This window comes from Pseudomonadales bacterium (assembly GCA_024234165.1).
GTDB lineage: Bacteria > Pseudomonadota > Gammaproteobacteria > Pseudomonadales > UBA5518 > UBA5518.
This window is the reverse complement of sequence record JACKOP010000001.1, coordinates 1,045,723-1,065,720: the sequence shown is the minus strand read 5'-3', so window position 1 is coordinate 1,065,720 and position 19,998 is coordinate 1,045,723. Positions and strand designations below refer to the sequence as shown.

Sequence of the window (19,998 nt, the reverse complement as noted above, 5' to 3'; positions counted from 1 at the left end):
GCGCTACACCGGGGAACCGTGTTGGCCCAGGTAGTGCACCGCGGGCTGGGGCCGCTCGGGCAGTATCGAGTTCAGCTCGTAAACCCTGCGGTAGCGTGTCTCGCGGATCAGCCAGCGACCGTCGACCTTGAGGTAGCGGTCCCAGTAGATCGCGGTGCCGGTCGTGAAATATTTGGAGTCGAGCTGCCACATGTTGTCGGCGAGGTACCAGATGCCGGTGGCCTCGGTATCGCTGAGGATCTGGATCTCGGGATGGTGGCCGTTGTGATGGCCGATCGACTGGCGATGGAAGGATGTCGTCACGGCGGCGAGGTAGGCTGCCTTGCCGTCGAGCTTCCACTCGTAGGTGCCGCCGACGAAGTGCACATACACATCGTCGTGGAACTTCTCCGCCAGTTCGTCGAAATTCGCGGTATCGATGCAGCGGAAGTACGAGTGCTTGAGTTGCTTGATGGCTTCGATGTCCATCAGCGTCTGGATGTCGCGTCGCAGTTCCTCGATGCCGCCCCGGCTCACGTTGAGTGGGCGTCCGGGCACGATGCCCATCGCGGTGCGGGTCAGGGTCGGCGTGGGTGCAGATTCGCTCATGGCAGCCTCCGTGATGGCGGATGATTCCCGGTGGGTCAGGGCCACGATCATAAAGCAGCCACGCGTGGTGTGCGAGCGCGCCGGGATGCATGCTGCGATAATGCCGCGGTTCCGGCATCCATCGTTGCCACCCGATGTCCGACGCTTCACCACAGCGCAAGATCATCCACTGCGATTGCGACTGCTTCTTTGCGGCGGTCGAGATCCGCGACGACCCTGCGCTGGCGGGGCTTGCGGTCGCGGTCGGCGGCAGCCCCGAGCGGCGTGGCGTGATCACCACCTGCAATTACCCGGCGCGCAGCTATGGCGTGCATTCGGCGATGCCTTCGGCGCAGGCGCGGCGCCTTTGCCCCGGGTTGATCATCATCCCGCCGGATTTCCCCAGGTACCGCGAAGTCTCGCAACAGATCCGGCGCATCTTCCATGACTACACCGACCTGGTCGAACCGCTGTCGCTCGACGAAGCCTTCCTCGACGTCAGCGCAGCGGAAGCCTGTCACGGCAGCGCCACGCTGATCGCACGTGAAATCCGCCGCCGGGTGCGCGCGGAAACGGGCATCACGGTGTCGGCCGGAGTGGCGCCGAACAAGTTCCTCGCCAAGATTGCCAGCGACTGGAACAAGCCCGATGGCGAGTTCGTGGTGCTGCCGGCACAGGTCGATGCCTTCGTGGCAGCGCTGCCGGTACGGCGGATCTGGGGCGTGGGCAAGGCAACGGCGGATCGCCTGCAGGCGATGGGGGTCGAGCGCTGCGCTGACCTCAGGGAATTGCCGCTGTTCGAGCTGACGCGCCAGTTCGGACGCTTCGGTCAGCGCATGTACGAACTCAGTCGTGGCATCGACGAGCGCCCGGTGATGCCGAACCAGCGTCGCAAGTCGCTCAGCGTGGAGCGCACCTTTACCGACGATCTGCACGGCCATGCGGCCTGCGCGCGCCAGATGGCGGAGCTGCTGCTGGCATTGCGCTCGCGGTTGCGGCGCGTCAGCGACGATTACATCGTTACCAAGGTATTCGTGAAGCTGAAGTTTGCCGATTTCCGTGTGACCACCGTGGAGTGTGCTGCACGCACGCCCGAGCCGCAGCAGGTCGATGCATTGCTGGCGGGCGCGTTGCAGCGCAGCGAGCTCGCGGTGCGGCTGCTCGGTGTCGGCGTGCGTTTCGTCGACCTGCGCGAGGAGGGCGAACCCGAGCAGCTCGACCTTTTCGCCAGCGGTGTTCAGCCGAGCGACGTCCTGCCGACTGTCCTGCCGACTGTCTGAACCGCGGGCTTCTCGTTTATCATCGCGCCCGGCCGGCTGGCGCCGGATCTTCATGGGTTTCGGAGGCATCATGATCAAGGAAGTACACGGGGACATCCTGCTCAGCGGAGCGCAGGCAATCGCGCACGGAGTTTCCCCCAACGACAACTTCGCCCAGGGGCTAGCCCTCGCGCTGCGTGAGCACTGGCCGGCGCTGTACAAGGATTTCCGGCATTACTGCCAGACCATGCATCCGAAGGCGGGTGAACTGTGGGCGTGGCCGACGGTGGACGGACAGCGCATCGTGAACCTGATGACGCAGGATGCAGCCTACGGTCAAGGGGCAAAGCCGGGGCAGGCGACGCTTCCGAACGTCAATCACGCGCTGCGGGCACTGCACAAGCTCGTGCTCGAAGAGAAGTTCACCAGTCTTGCGCTGCCGCGACTGGCGACCGGTGTGGGCCGCCTGGAATGGGACGATGTGCGCAAGCTGGTCGATGAGCATCTCGGCGGGCTCGATATCCCCGTGTACGTCTATACGCGCTACGAAAAAGGCGTCAAGGCGCTCGAAGACTGAATCGTCCGGGAGGATCCTCGATGCACCCTTTCCCGCACCGCTACGCGGTCGATGCGCTCGCTACGCCCGGAAGTTCCGTAACCGTACGCAGCCCGGACCTGGAGGATATCCAGAGCACGGCGCCGCCCGAGTTTGGCGGACCGGAAGGCAACTGGTCTCCGGAAACGCTGTTCGTGGCAGCCGTGGCGGACTGCTACGTGCTCAGTTTTCGCGCCGTGGCCAATGCATCGCGGTTCGACTGGAGCGAAATCGACTGCGAGGCGGTCGGGGTGCTGGACCGCACGGATGAGGGATTGTGGTTCACGCATATCGAGTTGCAGGTGAAGCTGCGGATTCCGGCTGGTGGCGATGCCGGGCTGGGCACGCGGCTGCTCGAAAAGGCCGAGCGAAACTGCCTGGTGTCGAAGTCGCTGCGTTCGGAGACCCTGTTGCGAAGCGAGGTCGTCGTCGGCTGAGTCGCTGCTCAGCGGAGCCTCCCCGCCAGATGATCGAGCTCGGCACGCGCCGTGGCTTCGGTCTGGCCGAGGAAGTAGCTTTCGACGCGTCGTCCGATCAATGGAATGGGCGCGTGTACGGTGTGATTCACGGTGTAGGTGCAGCTCCCCAACGGCTCCGGGCGCAGTTTCAGTTCGGATTCGACGCTGACCGACTGCCCGCGCAACACCAGCACCGAATGGCCGAGCCGGGTCGTCCCGCGCACCGTCCAGCGCTCGACGATCTCCAGTGTCTGGCGGCTCTGGAACAGCGGTGAGAGAAACGCGGGCACGCTACGCTCGGCTTCGCGGGTCAGCGTGATCACGATGTGTTCGTCGTCGTCCTCGATCGTGCAGTCAGCCCGCAGCTCACCGAGTGCCAGCGAACGCTGCACCAGGAAGTCCGCATTGGTCAGCAGGTCGAAGACGCGGTCTGCACTCGCCTTGAAGTGATACTCGATACCCATCGTCCCCAGGACCCGCACTCCCTTTGCGTCATGGATTCTAGTCGATCACCCGCTGTGCTTGATCGGGATATGTCTGGTAATCCGTGGACCCGGCCCTTGCCGGGTGTTCCCTGTCCAGGATAAGGAGAGGGGCGGTCACCGGCCGGGCGTGCTGCGCAGCCGGTGACCGCAGAGGCTACTTGAACTGGCGGATGAGCTGGCTGATCGACTCCTTGGCGTCACCGAACAGCATCCGTGTGTTCTCCTTGAAGAACAGCGGATTGTCGATACCGGCGAAACCGGATGCCATCGAACGCTTGAGCACGAATACCGTGCGTGCCTTGTCGACGTTGATGATCGGCATGCCGTAGATCGGGCTGGTCTTCGATTCCCGTGCGGCGGGGTTCACCACGTCGTTGGCCCCGATCACGATCGCGACGTCGAAGTTCTCCAGGCGCGGGTTGATCTCGTCCATCTCGAGCAGCAGGTCGTACGACACGTCGGCTTCGGCGAGCAGCACGTTCATGTGCCCCGGCATGCGCCCGGCTACCGGGTGAATGGCGTAGACGATCTCGGTGCCGTTCGACTCGAGCAGTTCCTGCAGTTCCTTGACCGTATGCTGCGCCTGGGCGACCGCCATGCCGTAGCCGGGAACGACCACCACGCTGGATGCCGCCTCGAGGACGTAGTACGCGTCTTCGTGCGAGATCGCCTTGACCTCCCCCTCGACCTTCTCGGCTGCCCCGCTGACTGCGCCGAAACCGCTGAACAATACGTTCGCCAGCGAACGGTTCATCGCCTTGCACATGATCTGGGTCAGGATGATCCCGCTGGCACCCACCAGCGCTCCGGCGACGATCAGGATCATGTTGTTGACCGCAAAGCCCGCGGCGCACGCAGCCAGCCCCGAGTAGCTGTTCATCAGCGAGATCACGACCGGCATGTCGGCGCCGCCGATCGGCAGCACGGCCATCACGCCGAGCAGGAACGACAGCGCGACCACGGCGCCCAGCCAGACGAGGTTCTCCGGATGCATGCAGAACATCACCGAGCTGACGACGATCGCCGCGAGCAGTGCGGCGTTGAACACACGCTGGCCGCCGAACAGGAACGGCCGGCCGCTGATCGCCTCGCTCAACTTGGCCCACGCCATCACGCTGCCGGTGAACGTGACGCCACCGATCAGGATCGCCAGTGCGATCGTGATCAGGATGAAGGTCGTGGTCGGCGCGTACAGCGCGGCCCAGCCGACCAGCAGGCTCGCGAGTCCGCCGAAGCCGTTGAACAGCGCCACCAGTTCGGGCATTCCGGTCATCTGCACGCGGCGCGCCCAGATGGTGCCGACCAGCGTGCCGGCGATGACACCGATCGTGACTTCCTGCCAGGTGATCACGTGGGCGTCGAAAAGCGTGGCGACGACGGCTATCAGCATGCCGACGGCCGAGACGAGGTTGCCCTTGCGCGCCGTGGCCGGCGAACTCAGCATCTTGAGGCCGAAAATGAACAGTATCGCGGCGACTACGTACGCGAGGTTGATCAGCAGAATGGTGACCATGGCTTCACTTGCCTCCGGGCTTCTTCTTGAACATGGCCAGCATGCGGTCGGTCACGACATAGCCACCGACGACGTTGATCGTCGCCAGGAACACCGCCACCGTCGCAAGCACTGCAGTGACCTGCCGGTGCTCGGGCAGCAGGGTCGAGGAAATCAGCGCTCCGACCAGCGTGATGCCGGAAATGGCGTTGGAGCCCGACATCAGCGGTGTGTGCAGTGTCGAAGGCACCTTGTTGATCAGCTCGAAGCCGAGAAATATCGAAAGCATCAGGATGAATATCAGGTATACGGGTTCCACGTGGCGGCCCTCAGCGCTTCAGATTCTTGATGGTCTGGTTCACGATCGCACCGTCGTGCGTGATCACGCAGCCCTGGATGATGTCGTCGTCGAAGTTCAGCACCATCCGCTTCTCGTCCTTGTTCCAGAACTCTTCGATCAGGTTATACAGGTTCGATGAGTACATCTGGCTGGCGTCGCGTGCCACCTGGTTGGCCCAGTTGCCGTCGCCGACGATCGTGACGCCGTTCACCACGACCGTCTGGCCGGCGACCGAGCCCTCGACGTTGCCGCCGGTTTCGGCGGCCATGTCGACGATCACGCTGCCGGGGCGCATCCCTGCCATCATGTCGCGCGTGACCAGTATCGGTGGCTTGCGGCCGAACACCTGCGCGGTCGTGATCACGACGTCCGACTCGGCGATCTGTTTCGCCTGCCCCTGCTTCTGCTTCTCCAGTTGCTCCGGCGTGAGCTGCACTGCGTAGCCGTCCTTGGTCTGTCCGGTCTCGCCGAGGTCGATCTCGAGGAACTTGGCGCCGAGCGAGTGTACCTGCTCGGCAACCACTGCACGCGTATCGAAGGCCACCACCTTGGCACCCAGCCGGCGCGCGGTCGCGATCGCCTGCAGCCCGGCAACTCCGGCGCCAATCACGAACACATGGGCCGGCTTCAGGGTTCCGGCCGGCGTCATCATCATCGGCAGGATGCGCGGCAACCGCGTGGTGGCCATCAGCACCATCACGTAGCCGGCAAGGTTCGCCTGCGAACTCAGCGCGTCCATCTTCTGCGAGCGCGTCGTGCGCGGGATCATCTCCATGCTGATCGAGCTGACGCCTGCGGTTGCGAAGGCGTCGATCAGTGCGGCTTCGTTGAACGGGTCGAGGTAGCTGACGTGGATCGCACCGCGCTTCAGCATCGCCACCTCGTCGATCGATGGCTTGTGCAGCCGCAGCACGAGGTCGGCGCGCGAGAGCACGTCGCGCCGGTCGGCGCTGATGCGCGCTCCTGCGGCTTCGTACTCGGCGTCGGCGTATCCCGCGCCGAGTCCCGATCCTGCTTCGATCAGCACCTCGGCACCTGCACGCACCAGCTTTTGCACGTTCGCCGGTATCAGTGCGGTGCGGTTCTCGCCGTCCAGTTGCTCTCGTGCAACGCCTATCAGCATGCGCTGTCTCCTGGCTTTCGTTCGTTCGTTGTTACTCCGGCGACCACACGGGGTATCTGCAGGCCGGGGCGCGAATTATACGCATGGATGATCCAGCGACGTCATCCCGGGGGTGTTGATTATCTGCATTGTTCCCTCAGTGCCGGCGCAGGCGCAGGATACTGCCGTCACGATCGATGCCGAGGTAGATCGTGTCCTCGGCGTCGACCGCCACCCCGATCGGTGCCGCTTCGGGTGCCTGCCCGTCACGGCCCGGAATTCCCAGCGGCAGATCGTGCGCGACGACGGTGATCTCACCGCTGTGCGGATCGAGTCGCAGCAGCCGCCGTGCACCGACCTCCACCAGCACCAGCGAGCCATCGGACAGGGCGGCGATGCCTTGCGGTCGTGCCAGTCCGCGCGCGAGCGTGCGCCGCGTGCCGGCGTGCCCGAGCATGATCACTTCTCCGGCACTTTGCCCGGTGAGTACGTAACCGTCGGCGGTCACCACCAGGCCGCCGGGTACGTCGAATCCGCTGGCGATGACCTGGCGCGCCACGCTGTCGTGTGCATCGAGGAGCAGGAGGCGGCCACCGGTGGCGGCTTCCGCGACGGCGATGTGCCCCGCATCCGGCATGGCGAGCGCGAGTGGCTGCGCCAGTCCGGACCAGCGGCCGATGACCGCACCGGTTGCGGTGTCGCGCAGTTGCAGGAGGCCGGTTTGCGTGCTGGCGGTCGCCAGGCGCCCGGGTGAGGTGGCGGCGAGCTGCGGGTAGGCCGAATCGTTCAGCGTGCGGCTCACGTCCCTGACGTGGCCTGTGGGCAGTTCCACCGCCGCGATGCTGAAGGTGTCGGCAACATACAGCGTGCGTCCATCCACCGCGATGCCACCGGGCAGGGTGAGCGCACTCGCCACCACGGTGCGCACGCTGCCGTCGGCGAGGTTCACCTCGTAGATTGCGTTGTCCGCCATATTGGTCACGAACAGGCGGTCATCGGGCGCAAACGCGAGGTTGTCGAGGTTGGAGGGTGCGGTCGCGACAAGTTCGCGGCGTTTGGCTGCGATGTCGATGCGGAAGATTTCTCCGGTCTCGTTGTCGATCGCGAACAGCCGGCCCTGCGAATCGAAGTTCGCCGCCGCTGGCTGCTTCAGCCCTTGCGCCACCACGTCGGTCTGGCCGCTGTCCACATCGATGCACACGATCTGGCCGCGAAACCACAGCGGGCCGCACAGGCGTCCGTCGGCGCCGAAGTCAAAACCGTTGAGGCCGCCGAGATCGCGCCGTACCAGCCGGGGTTCGCGCTTGCCCGTGGTGTCGAATTCCCACAGCGCGTCGTCCATGAAGACCTGCGAACCGAACAGCCTGCCACGCGCATCGAGCGCCAGCGAATTCAGCCCGGGCAGCCCGCGTGCAATCACGTGCAACGAGCCGTCCGGGGTGCGCGAGTTCAGCGTGCCCTGGGTGAAGCCGGTCCAGTACATCGTGCCGTCGGGCCCGAATTCGACGTCGTCCGCCTCGCCGTGCGGTGGCGCTACCACGACGCTGCTGGCACCGGTCGCCGGATCGACGCGGTGGATCGCCTGTCCGATCACGCTGCCGGCGTAGATCATGCCGTCGGGTCCGAACGCCAGTCCGTGCAGGCCACGGAACGGCGAGCCGGGAACCAGCGCATCGGGTTTCCATGCGGCGGTGCCGGCAAGGCCTGGCGCACACGCGAGCAGCGCCAGGCACGCCGCGAAGCGGCGCAGGTGGCGGAATGCAGCGTCAGCCATGGGGGGGTCCGGTGTGTCGTTCGTGGTCGTGGCCTGGCTGGCCGGGTGCGCCCGAGCCACGGATCGATGCCAAGCATAGGGGTGATCGCGGCGAGTGAAAATCCCCCGCGAGGACCCGGTCGCAGCGCGATGGTGTACGCCGCGTGTCGCGTGATTAAATCGGAATCCGCATTCAGGCCACCTTGCCGGAACGTCACACGAGGAGCGGGAGCCGATGTTCGAATCCGCGACGATCGGTCACCGCATCGGCAAGGAACGCTATCGGCGCGAAGTGTCCGGATTGCGCGACGACCTGCTTGCCGCACAGTACCGTCTGCTCGAACGTGCAGAGTTCCCGCTGCTGATCCTGCTGCACGGGGTCGACGGGGCAGGGCGCAGCGAAACGATGAACCTGCTCAGCGAGTGGCTGGATCCTCGCCACCTGCGTGCCGAAGCGTTCGACTTCGGCAGTGACGACGGCGGGCGCCCGCCGATGTGGCGGTTCTGGCAGGTGCTGCCGCCGCGCGGGCGGATCGGTCTGTTCTTCGGCTCCTGGTATACGCAGCCGATCGAGGAGCGCGTGCGTCATACGTTCGGACGCGAGGGGTTCGAGCGCCGGCTGGAGCAGATCCGCCATTTCGAGCGGATGCTGGTCGCCGAAGGCGCGCTGGTGCTGAAGCTGTGGTTCCACCTGTCGAAGACCACCCAGGACGAACGCCTGCAGCAACTCGCCGATGATCCGCTCACGGCCTGGCGCGTCACGCCGGATGACCGCAGGCGGCAGCGCCATTACGGCCGTTACGTCAGGATCGCGGGCGAAGCACTCCGCGAGACGAGCACCGGCGAGGCGCCCTGGCACGTGATCGATGGTTCGGATCCCCGCTACCGGGCACTCGCCACCGGCAGGCTGTTGCTCGAGGCGCTGCTCGCCCGGCTCGATGGCCCGCGTCCGGCCATCGCACCGCCGGCACCGCCACCACAGCCGGCGCTCGACGCACGCGAACTGCTGGATACGCTGGACTATTCGCGCCGACTCATGGCGAAGGACTACGAGCACGAACTCGCGGCGGCGCAGGGGCGACTCAACCTGTTGACTCGCGACAAGCGCATGCACGGGCGTTCGCTGGTGATCGTTTTCGAGGGCATGGACGCTGCGGGCAAGGGTGGTGCGATCCGGCGTGTCACCGGCGCGCTCGACGCACGCTACTACCGGGTGGTGCCGATCGCGGCACCCAGCGACGAGGAACTTGCGCAGCCGTACCTGTGGCGCTTCTGGCGACACGTGCCCGCCGACGGCAAGGCGGTGATCTTCGATCGTTCGTGGTACGGACGTGTGCTGGTCGAACGCGTCGAGGGTTTCTGCACTCGCGAGGACTGGATGCGCGCGTATCACGAGATCAACGAATTCGAGCAGGAACTGGTTGCCGGGGGTGCGGTCGTCGTGAAGTTCTGGCTGTCGGTCACCGGGGCCGAGCAGTTGCGCCGCTTTCGTGCCCGCGAAAGAACGCCGTACAAGCGCCACAAGATCACACCGGACGATTGGCGCAACCGCGCCAAATGGCCGCTCTACGAACACGCGGTCAGCGATATGGTCGAGCGCACGTCGACCGAGTACGCGCCGTGGTTCCTGATTCCTGCCAACGACAAGCGCTATGCGCGCATCACGGTGCTCGAGCGGATCGCGGAACAGATACGCAAGCACATCTGAGACGCCGGCGTATCGCCGTACCCGGTGATGACACCGTCTGCGCGTGGCGATGCCTTCACCTCGGGGGGCGTGCGCCGCAGGGATGCGGCGCTCGAGCCTGCATGGATGCATTTACGGCGTCCCACCGAGATGAAGGCATCGCCACGCGCTGCGTGCATCGACGATCGGTGGTTTTCGCGACAGCCGCTTTGCAGTCTCGCTAGGGTTCCGGGTGGAGTCCGCCAGCGGGTGCTTCAGCCGGCTGCGTACGCGCCAGCAGCCAGATCGCAAGGGCGCGGCGTTCGGCGGTGTCGAGCGGAAAGGCCGGCATCGGTGCGGTGGGGAACAGGAAGTAGTCGGCCAGCGCGGCCACGTCGTAGCGCTGGTGCAGCGTATCGAGCTTGTTGCCGATCGCTTGGCCGGGCACGTGGCAGTCGGCGCACGCAAAGCGCTGCCAGAGCGCTGCGCCGGATGCTTGCGCAGCCACGATGTCGGCAGCGTCGATGCCGTCGAGCGGATCGGCACCGTACTGCTGTGGGTGTGGTGCGACGGACAGCGGGGTGGTGTTGCCCGCGGGCTGGCGGGTGATGCGATATATCGCACCCGCGTAATCGTCGCTTACATAGAGCGTGCCGTCCGGCGCCTCGGCGATATCGACCGGTCGTCCGATGATGTCGCCACCGGACTCGAAGCCGGTGAGGAAATTGCTCTCGCGGATCGTGCCGTCCGGCTGCCATTGCAGCAGCACGACCGCGTAACCATCGGGAGTCGAACGGTTCCACGAACCGTGCAGCGCGACCAGCGCGGCGTGCCCCAGGCGCGCGACGTGGTCGGGGTTGCGTACGAACACGATGCCGAGCGGTGCCGTGTGCGCGCGAAAGCCGTGTACCGGTGCGATGGCGAGTGCGTTTTTCGCCGGGTTTGCCGTGCCGAACTGCGGATCGGGTACACCATCGCCGTTCACGTACGGCCAGCCGTAGAAACCGCCGGCGACGATGCGGTTGAGCTCACACGGCGGGAAGTCGTCGCCGAGCAGGTCGCGGCCGTTGTCGGTCGCGTAGAGCTCCCCGCTCCAGGGTGCCCAGTCGAAGCCGACGCTGTTGCGCAGCCCCGATGCGTGATGCTGCACGTCGGATCCATCCGGGCGCAGGCGCAGCATCGAGGCGCGCCAGGCGTGTTCCTCTTCACAGGCGTTGCAGCTCGACCCGAGCGTGACGTACAGCCAGCCATCCGGCCCCATGCGCACGGTGCGTGACCAGTGGTTGCCGCCGGACGGCAGCCCCGTGAGGATGTGATGGTACTCCCCGGTCAGGCGGCCCGTCGCGGAGTCGAAGCCGACCCGGCCGATCGCACTGCCTTCGGCCACGTACAGCCAGTCTCCCGCGATGTCGACCCCGTGCGGTCGATCGAGTCCGTCGAGCAGCGTGCGGCGCGCGTCGGGGTGTCCGTCACCGTCCGCGTCGCGCGCGAGCAACAGGATCCGGCCCGCGCGTGGTTGTGACAGCAGCAGGTCGCCCCCGGACGTCGCTCGCAGGAAGCGGGCCATCGGCAGCGCGTCTGCGTAGAGGGTGATGCTCCAGCCTGCGGGCACGCGCAGCCGGTGCTGCACCGTCGCGTCTTCCGCAACCGGACCGCCGCGGCCGGTTGCGGCATGGAACAGCAGACGCCAGTCGGTGACTTCGAGCTTGCGCAGGTTGCTGAACAGCAGCGCGGCCGCGGCCAGCAGCAGCACGACGACCACGAGCGAGATCAGGCGCAGCGGACGGGACATGGTCTGGGGTTCCGGGTCGGCGCAGGGCGGTCAGGATACTTTGCTATAGTGCAGCGCACCAACCGGTGTGGAAATCACCCCATGACGACTGCAGGACAGAAGGAGCTCGGGCTGTTGCTCGGCATGACGATCGTGCTGCTGGCGGTTACCGGCTACAAGCCGTTCGACCAGTTCACCTGGTTCCTGGAAGTGTTTCCGGTGCTGGCCGCGATCGCGATCCTGGCTGCGACGCGTGCCGCGTTTCCGCTGACGCGGCTCGTCTACTGGCTGATCTTCGCGCAGGCGACGATCCTGATGATCGGCGGGCACTACACGTACGCGCGTGTTCCGCTCGGCTTCTGGGTGCAGGATCTGTTCGATCTGGGGCGCAACCACTACGACCGGATCGGCCATATGGCGCAGGGCCTGACTCCTGCGATGATCGCGCGCGAAGTGCTGCTGCGGCGCTCGCCGCTGGTGCGTGGCAAGTGGCTGTTCTTCCTCGTGGTGTGTGTCTGCGCGTTCATCACTGTCAGCTACGAGTTCATCGAGTGGTGGGTGGCGCTGATTGCCGAGGGCGCCTCGATGGAGTTCCTCGGCACCCAGGGCGATGTATGGGATACGCAGTGGGACATGTTCCTCGCGGTCTGCGGCGCGATCGCGGGGCAGTTGCTGCTGGCGCGCGTGCAGGACCGCCAGCTCGGCGCCTGATGCGATCTGCTTCTACAGCGTGTCGAGCGCGCGTTCCAGCGTCGCGACGGTGCGTTCCACGTCCTTCAGCTTGTCGAGGCCGAACAGTCCGATGCGAAACGAGCGGAAATCCGCAGGCTCCCCGCATTGCAGCGGCACACCGGCGGCCGTCTGCAGCCCGGCCTGGCGGAAGCGGCTGCCGTTGTGGATCTCGGGATCGCTGGTGTAGCAGACGACCACGCCGGGGGCACCGAATCCCTCGGCGGCCACGCTCGGGAATCCGCGTGCGGCGAGCAGCGTCCGTACGCGATCGCCGAGTCGTTGTTGCGCGGCCTGCGCGGCGTCGAGCCCGAAATCGACGGTTTCGGTGATGGCCGCGCGCAGCATGCGCAGCCCATCGGTCGGCATCGTCGCGTGGTACGCGTGACCACCTTTCTCGTAGCTTTCCATGATGCCAAGCCAGCGCTTCAGGTCGGCGGCGAAGCTGCTGCTGGTGGTCTCGTCGATCCGCCGCCGCGCTTCCTCACCCAGCATCACCAGCCCGGCGCAGGGGGTCGCACTCCAGCCCTTCTGCGGCGCACTGATCAGCACATCGACGCCGCTGGCGCGCATATCGACCCAGATTGCGCCGGAAGCGATGCAGTCGAGCACGAACAGGCTGCCGACGGCGTGGGTGGCTTCGGCGATTGCGGCAATCCACTCCTGCGGCAGGATCATCCCCGAGGCGGTTTCCACGTGCGGCGCGAACACGATGCCGGGGCGCTCGCTGCGGATCGTCGCCACGATCTGCTCGAGCGGCGCCGGTGCAAACGGCGCCTGGCTGCCGGCGTGCAGCGCGCGTGCGCTCAGCACGGTCGACGTTGCCGCGATCGATCCGGCGTCGAGAATCTGGGTCCAGCGGTAACTGAAGAAGCCGTTGCGCACGATCAGCGCGTGCCGGTCGGCTGCGAACTGGCGCGCGACGGCTTCCATCGCAAAGGTGCCGCCGCCGGGGACTATCGCCACCGCGTGGGCGTTGTAGGCGTGCCTGAGATCGCGCGCGATGTCGGTCATCACCTGCTGGAAGGCGCACGACATGTGGTTCAGCGAGCGGTCGGTGTAGACGACCGAGTATTCGAGCAATCCATCGGGGTCGATGTCAGGCAGCAGTCCGGGCATGGCGATTCTCGTGTTCGGTCTGGATCTGGTGCGCGTGGCGCGTGCGGTGACGGCGGATCACGCGGGGCAGGCCATTGTAGCGCGCCTCGGGTCTGAGGCACGACTTCCCGATACCGGCGGCTCAGGGCGTGGCGCCGAGCGCCGCGTACACGCTGGCGATGACCGCATCGGCGCGATCGTTCTCGAAGCGCTTGCCGGGGCGGTTCGTGAGGTAGGCGAACGCCACGCCGCTCGCGGGGTCGGCGAAGCCGAGGCTGCCGCCGTAACCAAAGTGCCCGTAGCCGTGATCGCTGCCGCCGATGCGTCGCCCCGGGCGTGACAACTGGAAGCCGAGTCCGAAGCGCGAGTGCTTGCCCAGCACCCGGTCCGTGCCGTCAGACTGGATGCTGGATGCCTCGGCGCGCAAGCCCGGGCCGACGATGCCACCGTCGGCGGCGTCGCGGCGCATGAACGTGTCGTAGAGCAGCGCGACGGCACGGGCGGTTGCGTGTGCGTTGGTGGACGGGATCGTGGCCGAGCGCCACTGCGGCAGGTTCACGACGCCGAAGCCCGAGATGCCGAGCGGATTGAAGTACACGCTGGCGAGCATCGCGTCGGTTGCCTCGTCACCGCTCGAGAGGTGTTCGCGCACGCCGGCCCGTGCGTCGCTGATCGGCCCGGCCGCCCCCGGTGCGATCGGCGCCACGCGCGCGTGTTCGGACACCGGCAGTCCCGTGTGGTAGTCGGCTCCGAGCGGACCCGTGAGGCGCTCGCGCAAGGCACTGCCGAACGGCACGCCGAGGCGGCGGCACACCGGTTCGCCGATCAGGAAACCGTGCGTGTTGACGTGGTAGCCGTGTGTGCTGCCAGGGTCCCAGAACGGCTCCTGCCCAGCCAGCGCGTTCGTGATCGTGGACCAGTCCCAGAGCGCTTCCGGCGGCAGCGGGTGGCGCACTCCGGGCAGCCCGCCACGGTGCGCGAGCAGCATGCGCAGCGTGATGTGCTGCTTGCCGGCCTGCGCGATCCCGGGCCAGATCTCGCACAGCGGTCGATCGAGCGCGAGCAGTCCCTGTTCGACCAGCGAGAGCACGAACATCGACGCGATGCCCTTGCCGACCGAGTAGACGTTCACCAGCGTGTCGCGCTGCCACGGCTGGGTGTGTTCGCCGTCCTGATGCCCGCCCCACAGATCCACGACCATGCGGCCGTCGACGAACACGCAGACGGCGGCGCCGAGTTCGTTGCGTGCGCGGAAGTTTTCGCGGAACGCAGCGTGTGCGGCGGCGAAGGCCGGATCGCAGAATCCCGCGATGGGTGCGTCGATCGGGGCAGCGGGATTCACGGCGGTTCACATCTCGCGGGTCGGATGGGTCATCCCGGCAGGCTGTACCCAGCGCTCGAAGTCCTCGGCGCTGACGTAGTTCAACGCGAGTGCGGCAGCGCGCAGCGTCGTGTCTTCGTGGTGCGCCTTCTTCGCGATCTCGGCAGCGCGGTCGTAACCGATGTGCGGCGCTAGCGCGGTCACCAGCATCAGGGAGCGTTCGAGCAGCTCGGCGATGCGCTTGCGATCGGGTTCGATGCCCCGGGCGCAGTGCACATCGAACGAGGCCATGCCGGCACCCAGCAGGCGCACGCTCTGCAGGAAGTTGTGCGCCAGCAGCGGCTTGAATACGTTCAGCTCGAAGTTCCCCGAGGCGCCACCGACACCGACCGTGACGTCGTTGCCGAGCACCTGGCAGCAGATCATCGTCAGCGCTTCGCACTGGGTGGGATTCACCTTGCCGGGCATGATCGAACTGCCGGGTTCGTTTTCGGGGATGCGGATTTCCCCCAGCCCGGAGCGCGGACCCGAGGCAAGCCAGCGGACGTCGTTGGCGATCTTCATCAGCGCGGTGGCGAGCGTCTTCAGGCACCCGTGCATCGCGACGATGCCGTCGTGTGCCGCCAGCGCTGCGAACTTGTTGTCGGCGCTGGTGAACGCCAGCCCTCTGCGTGCGGCGAGTTCGCGTGCCACGCGCGTGCCGAATTCCGCGTGGGTGTTGATGCCGGTGCCGACCGCAGTGCCGCCGATCGCGAGCGGGAACAGCGACGGCAACGTCTCCTCGATGTGGGCCCCGGCGTATTCGAGCTGCGCCGCATGCCCCGAGAACTCCTGCCCCAGCGTGAGCGGTGTGGCGTCCTGCAGGTGGGTACGGCCGATCTTCACGATATCGGCAAATGCAGCCGATTTGGCCGCGAAGGTGGCGTGCAGCGCGCGCAGGGGCGGCAGCAGATGCTGTGTGATCGCCTCTGCTGCGGCGAGGTGCATTGCGGAGGGAAACACGTCGTTCGAGGACTGTCCGAGGTTCACGTGATCGTTGGGATGTACCAGTCGTTGCCGGCCTCTTTCGCCCCCCAGCAGTTCGGACGCGCGGTTCGCCAGCACTTCGTTGACGTTCATGTTGCTTTGTGTGCCGGAGCCGGTCTGCCACAGCGACAGCGGAAATTCTCCGGCGTGCCTTCCTGTCAGGACTTCCTCGCCGGCCGCAACGATCGCCTGTGCGATCCCTGCGGACAGCAGCCCGAGTTCCCGGTTCACGTGCGCGCAGGCGCACTTGATGCGCACGAGTGCATGCACGATTTCGGTCGGCATGCGTTCGTTCGGGATCGCAAAATTGAGCAGGGAACGCTGGGTCTGCGCGCCCCACAGCCGGTCGGCGGGTACCTCGATCAGGCCCAGCGAGTCGGCCTCGGTCCGGGTCGGTTGCGCGGAGGTGGTGTGTGCTGCTGGCGTTGAAGTCGTCATCTGGAACCTCCGCTGGCAGTGTGCCGGCGTGCCGGCTGCGGGTCGCGCCGTTGCGCGTGCCTGGAATATCATGGGCGATGATACTCGCAGCGGTGGTGGTCGACACCGGCGCCTGCCGGCGCTAACCTGCGCTCGCCCCGGCGGCCGCGCAGCCGCTGCTCTCCTCGAAGGAGCAGATCATGATCGACGTCAGTGTCTATCGCTACAACCCGGAACAGGACGCAGAGCCCTGGATGCAGAAGCTCGGCGTGCCCGATGAGTTCCGTGCCCGCATGGTGCTCGATGTATTGCACCACCTGTACGAACAGGACGAGACGATCGCATTTCGCCGTTCGTGTCGCGAGGGAGTGTGCGGGTCTGACGGCATGAACATCAACGGCAAGAACGCTCTCGCCTGCGTCACCCAGGTGGGGGACGCGATGCGTGGCCAGTCCGTGCTGGTGCTGCGCCCGCTGCCGGGCATGCCGGTGATCCGTGACCTGATCGTCGACCAGACCCTGTTCTTCAAGCAGTACGAAAGCATCAAGCCCTGGCTGATCAACAACGCCCCACCGCCCCCGCAGGAAAGGCTGCAGTCCATAGAGGACCGCGAGAAGCTCGATGGCCTCTACGAGTGCATCCTGTGCGGGTGCTGTTCCTCGCAGTGCCCGTCGTGGTGGTGGAACCCGGATCGTTATGTGGGTCCGGCAGGCTTGTTGCAGGCGTACCGCTTCATCGTCGATTCGCGTGATGAGGCCACCGAGGAGCGCCTCACGGACCTGGAAGACGCGTACCGCCTGTATCGTTGCCGCAGCATCGGCAACTGCACCTGGGTATGCCCCAAGGGCCTGGACCCGATGCGCGCGATCGGTCACATCCGGCGCGAGATTGCGAAGAAAGGCACCTGAGCGCAGCCGTTTGCGGTGCGCGAGCTGCTGTCAGGAGGCGTATTCTTCCGGCAGCGGGCAGGCGCAGAACAGGTGGCGATCTCCATAGACGTTGTCGACGCGGTTCACCGGCGCCCAGTATTTCTGTTCGTACAGTCCAGGTACCGGGAACGCGGCTTCCGCGCGTGAGTACGCGTGCTGCCACGTTCCTTCGCAGACATCGCGCAGCGTGTGCGGGGCATTCTTCAGCACGTTGTCGAGCGGATCGGAGCGGCCCTGCGCCACCGCTTCCACCTCGCCGTGAATGCCGATCATCGCAGTGCAGAACCGTTCCAGCTCGCAGAGCGGTTCGCTTTCGGTCGGCTCGATCATCAGGGTGCCGGGTACCGGGAACGACATCGTCGGTGCGTGGAAGCCGTAGTCGACCAGCCGCTTGGCGACGTCTTCCTCGCTGATGCCGCTGCGCTCCTTCAGCGGGCGGATATCGATGATGCACTCGTGCCCGACCCGGTTGTTGGCGCCGGTGTAGAGCACCGCGTAGTACGGTGCCAGGCGCGTCGCGACGTAGTTCGCACTGAGGATCGCCACCTGGGTCGCCTTGTGCAGTCCGCTGGCACCCATCAGCGCAATGTAGGTCCACGCGATCGGCAGGATGCTGGCGCTGCCGAATGCAGCAGCCGATACGGACATCGAGTCGTTGTGCACGCCTTCGATGCGGGTGCATACGTGCCCGGGCAGAAACGGCGCGAGGTGCGCGCGCACGGCGATCGGGCCGACGCCAGGACCTCCGCCACCGTGCGGGATGCAGAACGTCTTGTGCAGGTTCAGGTGCGAGACGTCGGCGCCAAAACGCCCCGGCTGTGCGATGCCGACCAGCGCGTTCATGTTCGCGCCGTCGAGGTAGACCTGCCCGCCGTTGTCGTGCACCAGCCGGCAGATCTCGACGATGCCCTGCTCGAATACTCCGTGGGTCGAAGGGTAGGTGACCATCAGCGCCGCGAGTTCGTCGCGGTGGCGCTCGGCCTTCAGGCCCAGGTCGGCCAGATCGACGTTGCCGTATTCGTCGCAGTCGACGATCACCACGCGCATGCCGGCCAGTGCGGCGCTGGCGGGATTGGTGCCGTGCGCCGAACTCGGGATCAGGCAGACGTCGCGTTCGGCCTGGCCGCGGCTGCGATGGTAGTGGCGGATCGCGAGCAGGCCGGCGTACTCGCCCTGGGCGCCGGAGTTCGGCTGGAACGAATACGCGTCGTAGCCGGTGCACGCGAGCAGCGCATCGCCGAGCTCCTGCAGCATCTGCGCATAGCCCGTGGCCTGGTCGGCCGGCACGAAGGGGTGCAGGTTCGCGAACGCCGGCCACGTGATCGGGATCATCTCGGTGGTCGCGTTCAGCTTCATGGTGCAGGAACCGAGCGGGATCATCGCCCGGTTCAGCGCGATGTCGCGCTCCTCGAGGCGGCGCAGATAGCGCAGCATCTCGGTCTCGCTGTGGTGGCTGTTGAACACCGGATGCGCGAGATAGTCGACCTCACGCTGCACGCCGGCGGGAATGGCGAGCGCAGCACACTGCTGCTCGATGGCGTCGAACGCGGGCGCCGCGTCGCCGAGGAACACGCGCCACAGCAGGCAGACTTCCTCGCGGGTGCTGCGTTCATCCAGGCTGATGCCGATCCGGTCGGATTCGAGCGCGCGCAGGTTGATTCCCTGTTGCACGGCACGCTGCATGAATTCGTCGCGGCGCGCACCACAGGCGAGCAACAGCGTATCGAAGAAATGCGCGTGTACCGGCGCAAGGCCCCCGGTCTCGAGGCCGCGTGCGAGGATCGCGGTGAGCCGGTGGATGCGCATCGCGATGCGGCGCAGCCGCTCCGGGCCGTGGTAGATCGCGTAGAAGGCTGCCATCAACGCGAGCAGCGCCTGCGAGGTGCAGATGTTGCTGGTCGCCTTCTCGCGCCGGATATGTTGCTCGCGCGTCTGCATCGCCATGCGCAGCGCGCGGTTGCCATGCGCGTCGACCGACACGCCGATGATGCGCCCCGGTATCGAGCGCTTGTATTCGTCGCGAGTGGCGAAATACGCTGCGTGCGGGCCGCCGAAACCCATCGGCACGCCGAAGCGCTGCGTGTTGCCGATCGCGACATCCGCACCCAGCGCCCCCGGGCTCTTCAGGACCAGCAGGCTCATCAGGTCGGCCGCGACCACGACCAGCGCGTTCTTCTCGTGCACCCGTGCGATCAGCTCGCCGGGATCACGCACCCGGCCGTCGGTGCCCGGGTACTGCAGCAGCACGCCGAAGATCTCGAGCCCGGCCAGATCGCGCTCGGGGTCACCGACCACCACCTCGATATCGAGCGGTTCGGCGCGGGTGCGCACCACGGCGATCGTCTGCGGATGGCAGTCGTGTGCGACGAAAAAGGTGTTGGAGCGATTCTTGCGTACCACGCGCTTGCACAGCGTCATCGCCTCGGCGGCGGCGGTTGCTTCGTCGAGCAGCGAGGCGTTGGCGAGTTCGAGCCCGCTGAGGTCGATGATCATCTGCTGGAAGCAGAGCAGCGCCTCGAGGCGCCCCTGCGAAATCTCTGGCTGGTAAGGTGTGTAGGCGGTGTACCAGCCCGGGTTCTCGAGCACGTTGCGCAGGATCACCGGCGGGGTGATCGTGTCGTGGTAGCCGCAACCGATCAGGGAGCGCAGCACGCGGTTCTTCGCTGCCATTGCGGCCAGTCGTTGCAGCGCCATGTGTTCCGGCTGCGGTCCGGGCAGCGCCAGTGCCTCGCGGCTGAGAATCGCTGCCGGCACGGTCTGCCGGGTCAGCTCGTCCAGCGAATCTGCTCCCACCGCGGCCAGCATGTGCGCGATGTCCTGTTCCGAGGGGCCGATATGCCGGTGCACGAATTCGGCGTGGTCTTCCAGATCCTGAAGCGGAGGCAGCAGCGTGGAATCGGTCATGGCGTCACTCGCGGGCTGGCGATGGTGGGGTGCGTGCAAAGCGCGCTATTTAACCACAGCGTCCGGGTACAGCCGAACGGGTGCAA

The 19,998-nt window shown here is 66.3% G+C and carries 17 protein-coding genes; 6 read left to right on the top strand and 11 right to left on the bottom strand.

The features are described from left to right. Positions 1-3: 3 nt before the first annotated feature. Positions 4-588: a nuclear transport factor 2 family protein gene (locus H7A12_04605; protein MCP5320092.1), complete on the bottom strand. Its 585-nt coding sequence runs from the start codon at positions 586-588 to the stop codon at positions 4-6. A gap of 134 nt (positions 589-722) precedes the next feature. Here H7A12_04605 and dinB point away from each other — a divergent pair, with 134 nt between their 5' ends. The 3 genes from dinB (at position 723) to H7A12_04590 (ending at position 2,858) form a co-directional block, all read left to right on the top strand. After that, positions 723-1,847, top strand: a complete 1,125-nt coding sequence (dinB, locus tag H7A12_04600) for a DNA polymerase IV (GenBank protein MCP5320091.1) — start codon at positions 723-725, stop codon at positions 1,845-1,847. A 70-nt stretch (positions 1,848-1,917) separates the two neighbouring features. Continuing rightward, positions 1,918-2,403 carry an Appr-1-p processing protein gene (locus H7A12_04595; protein MCP5320090.1) on the top strand — a complete coding sequence of 162 codons (486 nt, stop codon included), beginning with the start codon at positions 1,918-1,920 and terminating at the stop codon, positions 2,401-2,403. A 20-nt stretch (positions 2,404-2,423) separates the two neighbouring features. Continuing rightward, complete coding sequence (locus H7A12_04590; GenBank protein MCP5320089.1) at positions 2,424-2,858, top strand: OsmC family protein; 435 nt, start codon at positions 2,424-2,426, stop codon at positions 2,856-2,858. Positions 2,859-2,866: 8 nt separating this feature from the next. Here H7A12_04590 and H7A12_04585 read toward each other — a convergent pair whose 3' ends face one another. From H7A12_04585 to H7A12_04565, 5 genes are all read right to left on the bottom strand, one after another. Then, positions 2,867-3,343, bottom strand: coding sequence for a DUF2505 family protein (locus H7A12_04585; protein ID MCP5320088.1), 477 nt, complete (start codon positions 3,341-3,343; stop codon positions 2,867-2,869). Positions 3,344-3,518: 175 nt separating this feature from the next. Continuing rightward, a complete protein-coding gene (locus tag H7A12_04580; protein ID MCP5320087.1) occupies positions 3,519-4,877 on the bottom strand; it encodes an NAD(P)(+) transhydrogenase (Re/Si-specific) subunit beta in 1,359 nt (452 codons plus the stop codon). A 4-nt stretch (positions 4,878-4,881) separates the two neighbouring features. After that, positions 4,882-5,175, bottom strand: coding sequence for an NAD(P) transhydrogenase subunit alpha (locus H7A12_04575; protein MCP5320086.1), 294 nt, complete (start codon positions 5,173-5,175; stop codon positions 4,882-4,884). 10 nt (positions 5,176-5,185) lie between these two features. Continuing rightward, positions 5,186-6,319, bottom strand: a complete 1,134-nt coding sequence (locus tag H7A12_04570) for a Re/Si-specific NAD(P)(+) transhydrogenase subunit alpha (protein ID MCP5320085.1) — start codon at positions 6,317-6,319, stop codon at positions 5,186-5,188. A gap of 136 nt (positions 6,320-6,455) precedes the next feature. After that, positions 6,456-8,072 (bottom strand): PQQ-binding-like beta-propeller repeat protein, encoded by a 1,617-nt coding sequence (locus H7A12_04565; protein ID MCP5320084.1) that lies wholly within the window; start codon positions 8,070-8,072, stop codon positions 6,456-6,458. Positions 8,073-8,286: 214 nt separating this feature from the next. Between H7A12_04565 and pap the strand changes: the two genes are divergently transcribed. After that, on the top strand, positions 8,287-9,759 hold the full coding sequence (gene pap / locus H7A12_04560; GenBank protein ID MCP5320083.1) for a polyphosphate:AMP phosphotransferase: 1,473 nt from the start codon (positions 8,287-8,289) through the stop codon (positions 9,757-9,759). 199 nt (positions 9,760-9,958) lie between these two features. Here the strand turns inward: pap and H7A12_04555 are convergent, their stop codons facing one another. Beyond that, on the bottom strand, positions 9,959-11,497 hold the full coding sequence (locus tag H7A12_04555; protein ID MCP5320082.1) for a PQQ-dependent sugar dehydrogenase: 1,539 nt from the start codon (positions 11,495-11,497) through the stop codon (positions 9,959-9,961). Between the two features lie 93 nt (positions 11,498-11,590). On the opposite strand from H7A12_04555, the gene H7A12_04550 reads away from it, so the two are divergent. Further along, entirely contained in the window at positions 11,591-12,199 is a 609-nt protein-coding gene (locus tag H7A12_04550; GenBank protein MCP5320081.1) for a DUF2238 domain-containing protein, read from the top strand. A gap of 12 nt (positions 12,200-12,211) precedes the next feature. Here the strand turns inward: H7A12_04550 and H7A12_04545 are convergent, their stop codons facing one another. The 3 genes from H7A12_04545 to fumC form a co-directional block, all read right to left on the bottom strand. Continuing rightward, a complete protein-coding gene (locus tag H7A12_04545) occupies positions 12,212-13,336 on the bottom strand; it encodes an alanine--glyoxylate aminotransferase family protein (GenBank protein MCP5320080.1) in 1,125 nt (374 codons plus the stop codon). 121 nt (positions 13,337-13,457) lie between these two features. Beyond that, positions 13,458-14,657 carry a beta-lactamase family protein gene (locus H7A12_04540; GenBank protein MCP5320079.1) on the bottom strand — a complete coding sequence of 400 codons (1,200 nt, stop codon included), beginning with the start codon at positions 14,655-14,657 and terminating at the stop codon, positions 13,458-13,460. 6 nt (positions 14,658-14,663) lie between these two features. Beyond that, entirely contained in the window at positions 14,664-16,100 is a 1,437-nt protein-coding gene (gene fumC / locus H7A12_04535; GenBank protein MCP5320078.1) for a class II fumarate hydratase, read from the bottom strand. Positions 16,101-16,276: 176 nt separating this feature from the next. Between fumC and H7A12_04530 the strand changes: the two genes are divergently transcribed. Beyond that, complete coding sequence (locus H7A12_04530) at positions 16,277-16,987, top strand: succinate dehydrogenase iron-sulfur subunit (GenBank protein ID MCP5320077.1); 711 nt, start codon at positions 16,277-16,279, stop codon at positions 16,985-16,987. A 30-nt stretch (positions 16,988-17,017) separates the two neighbouring features. On the opposite strand, the gene gcvP is transcribed toward H7A12_04530, so the two are convergent. Further along, complete coding sequence (gene gcvP, locus H7A12_04525) at positions 17,018-19,951, bottom strand: aminomethyl-transferring glycine dehydrogenase (GenBank protein ID MCP5320076.1); 2,934 nt, start codon at positions 19,949-19,951, stop codon at positions 17,018-17,020. Positions 19,952-19,998 lie beyond the last annotated feature (47 nt).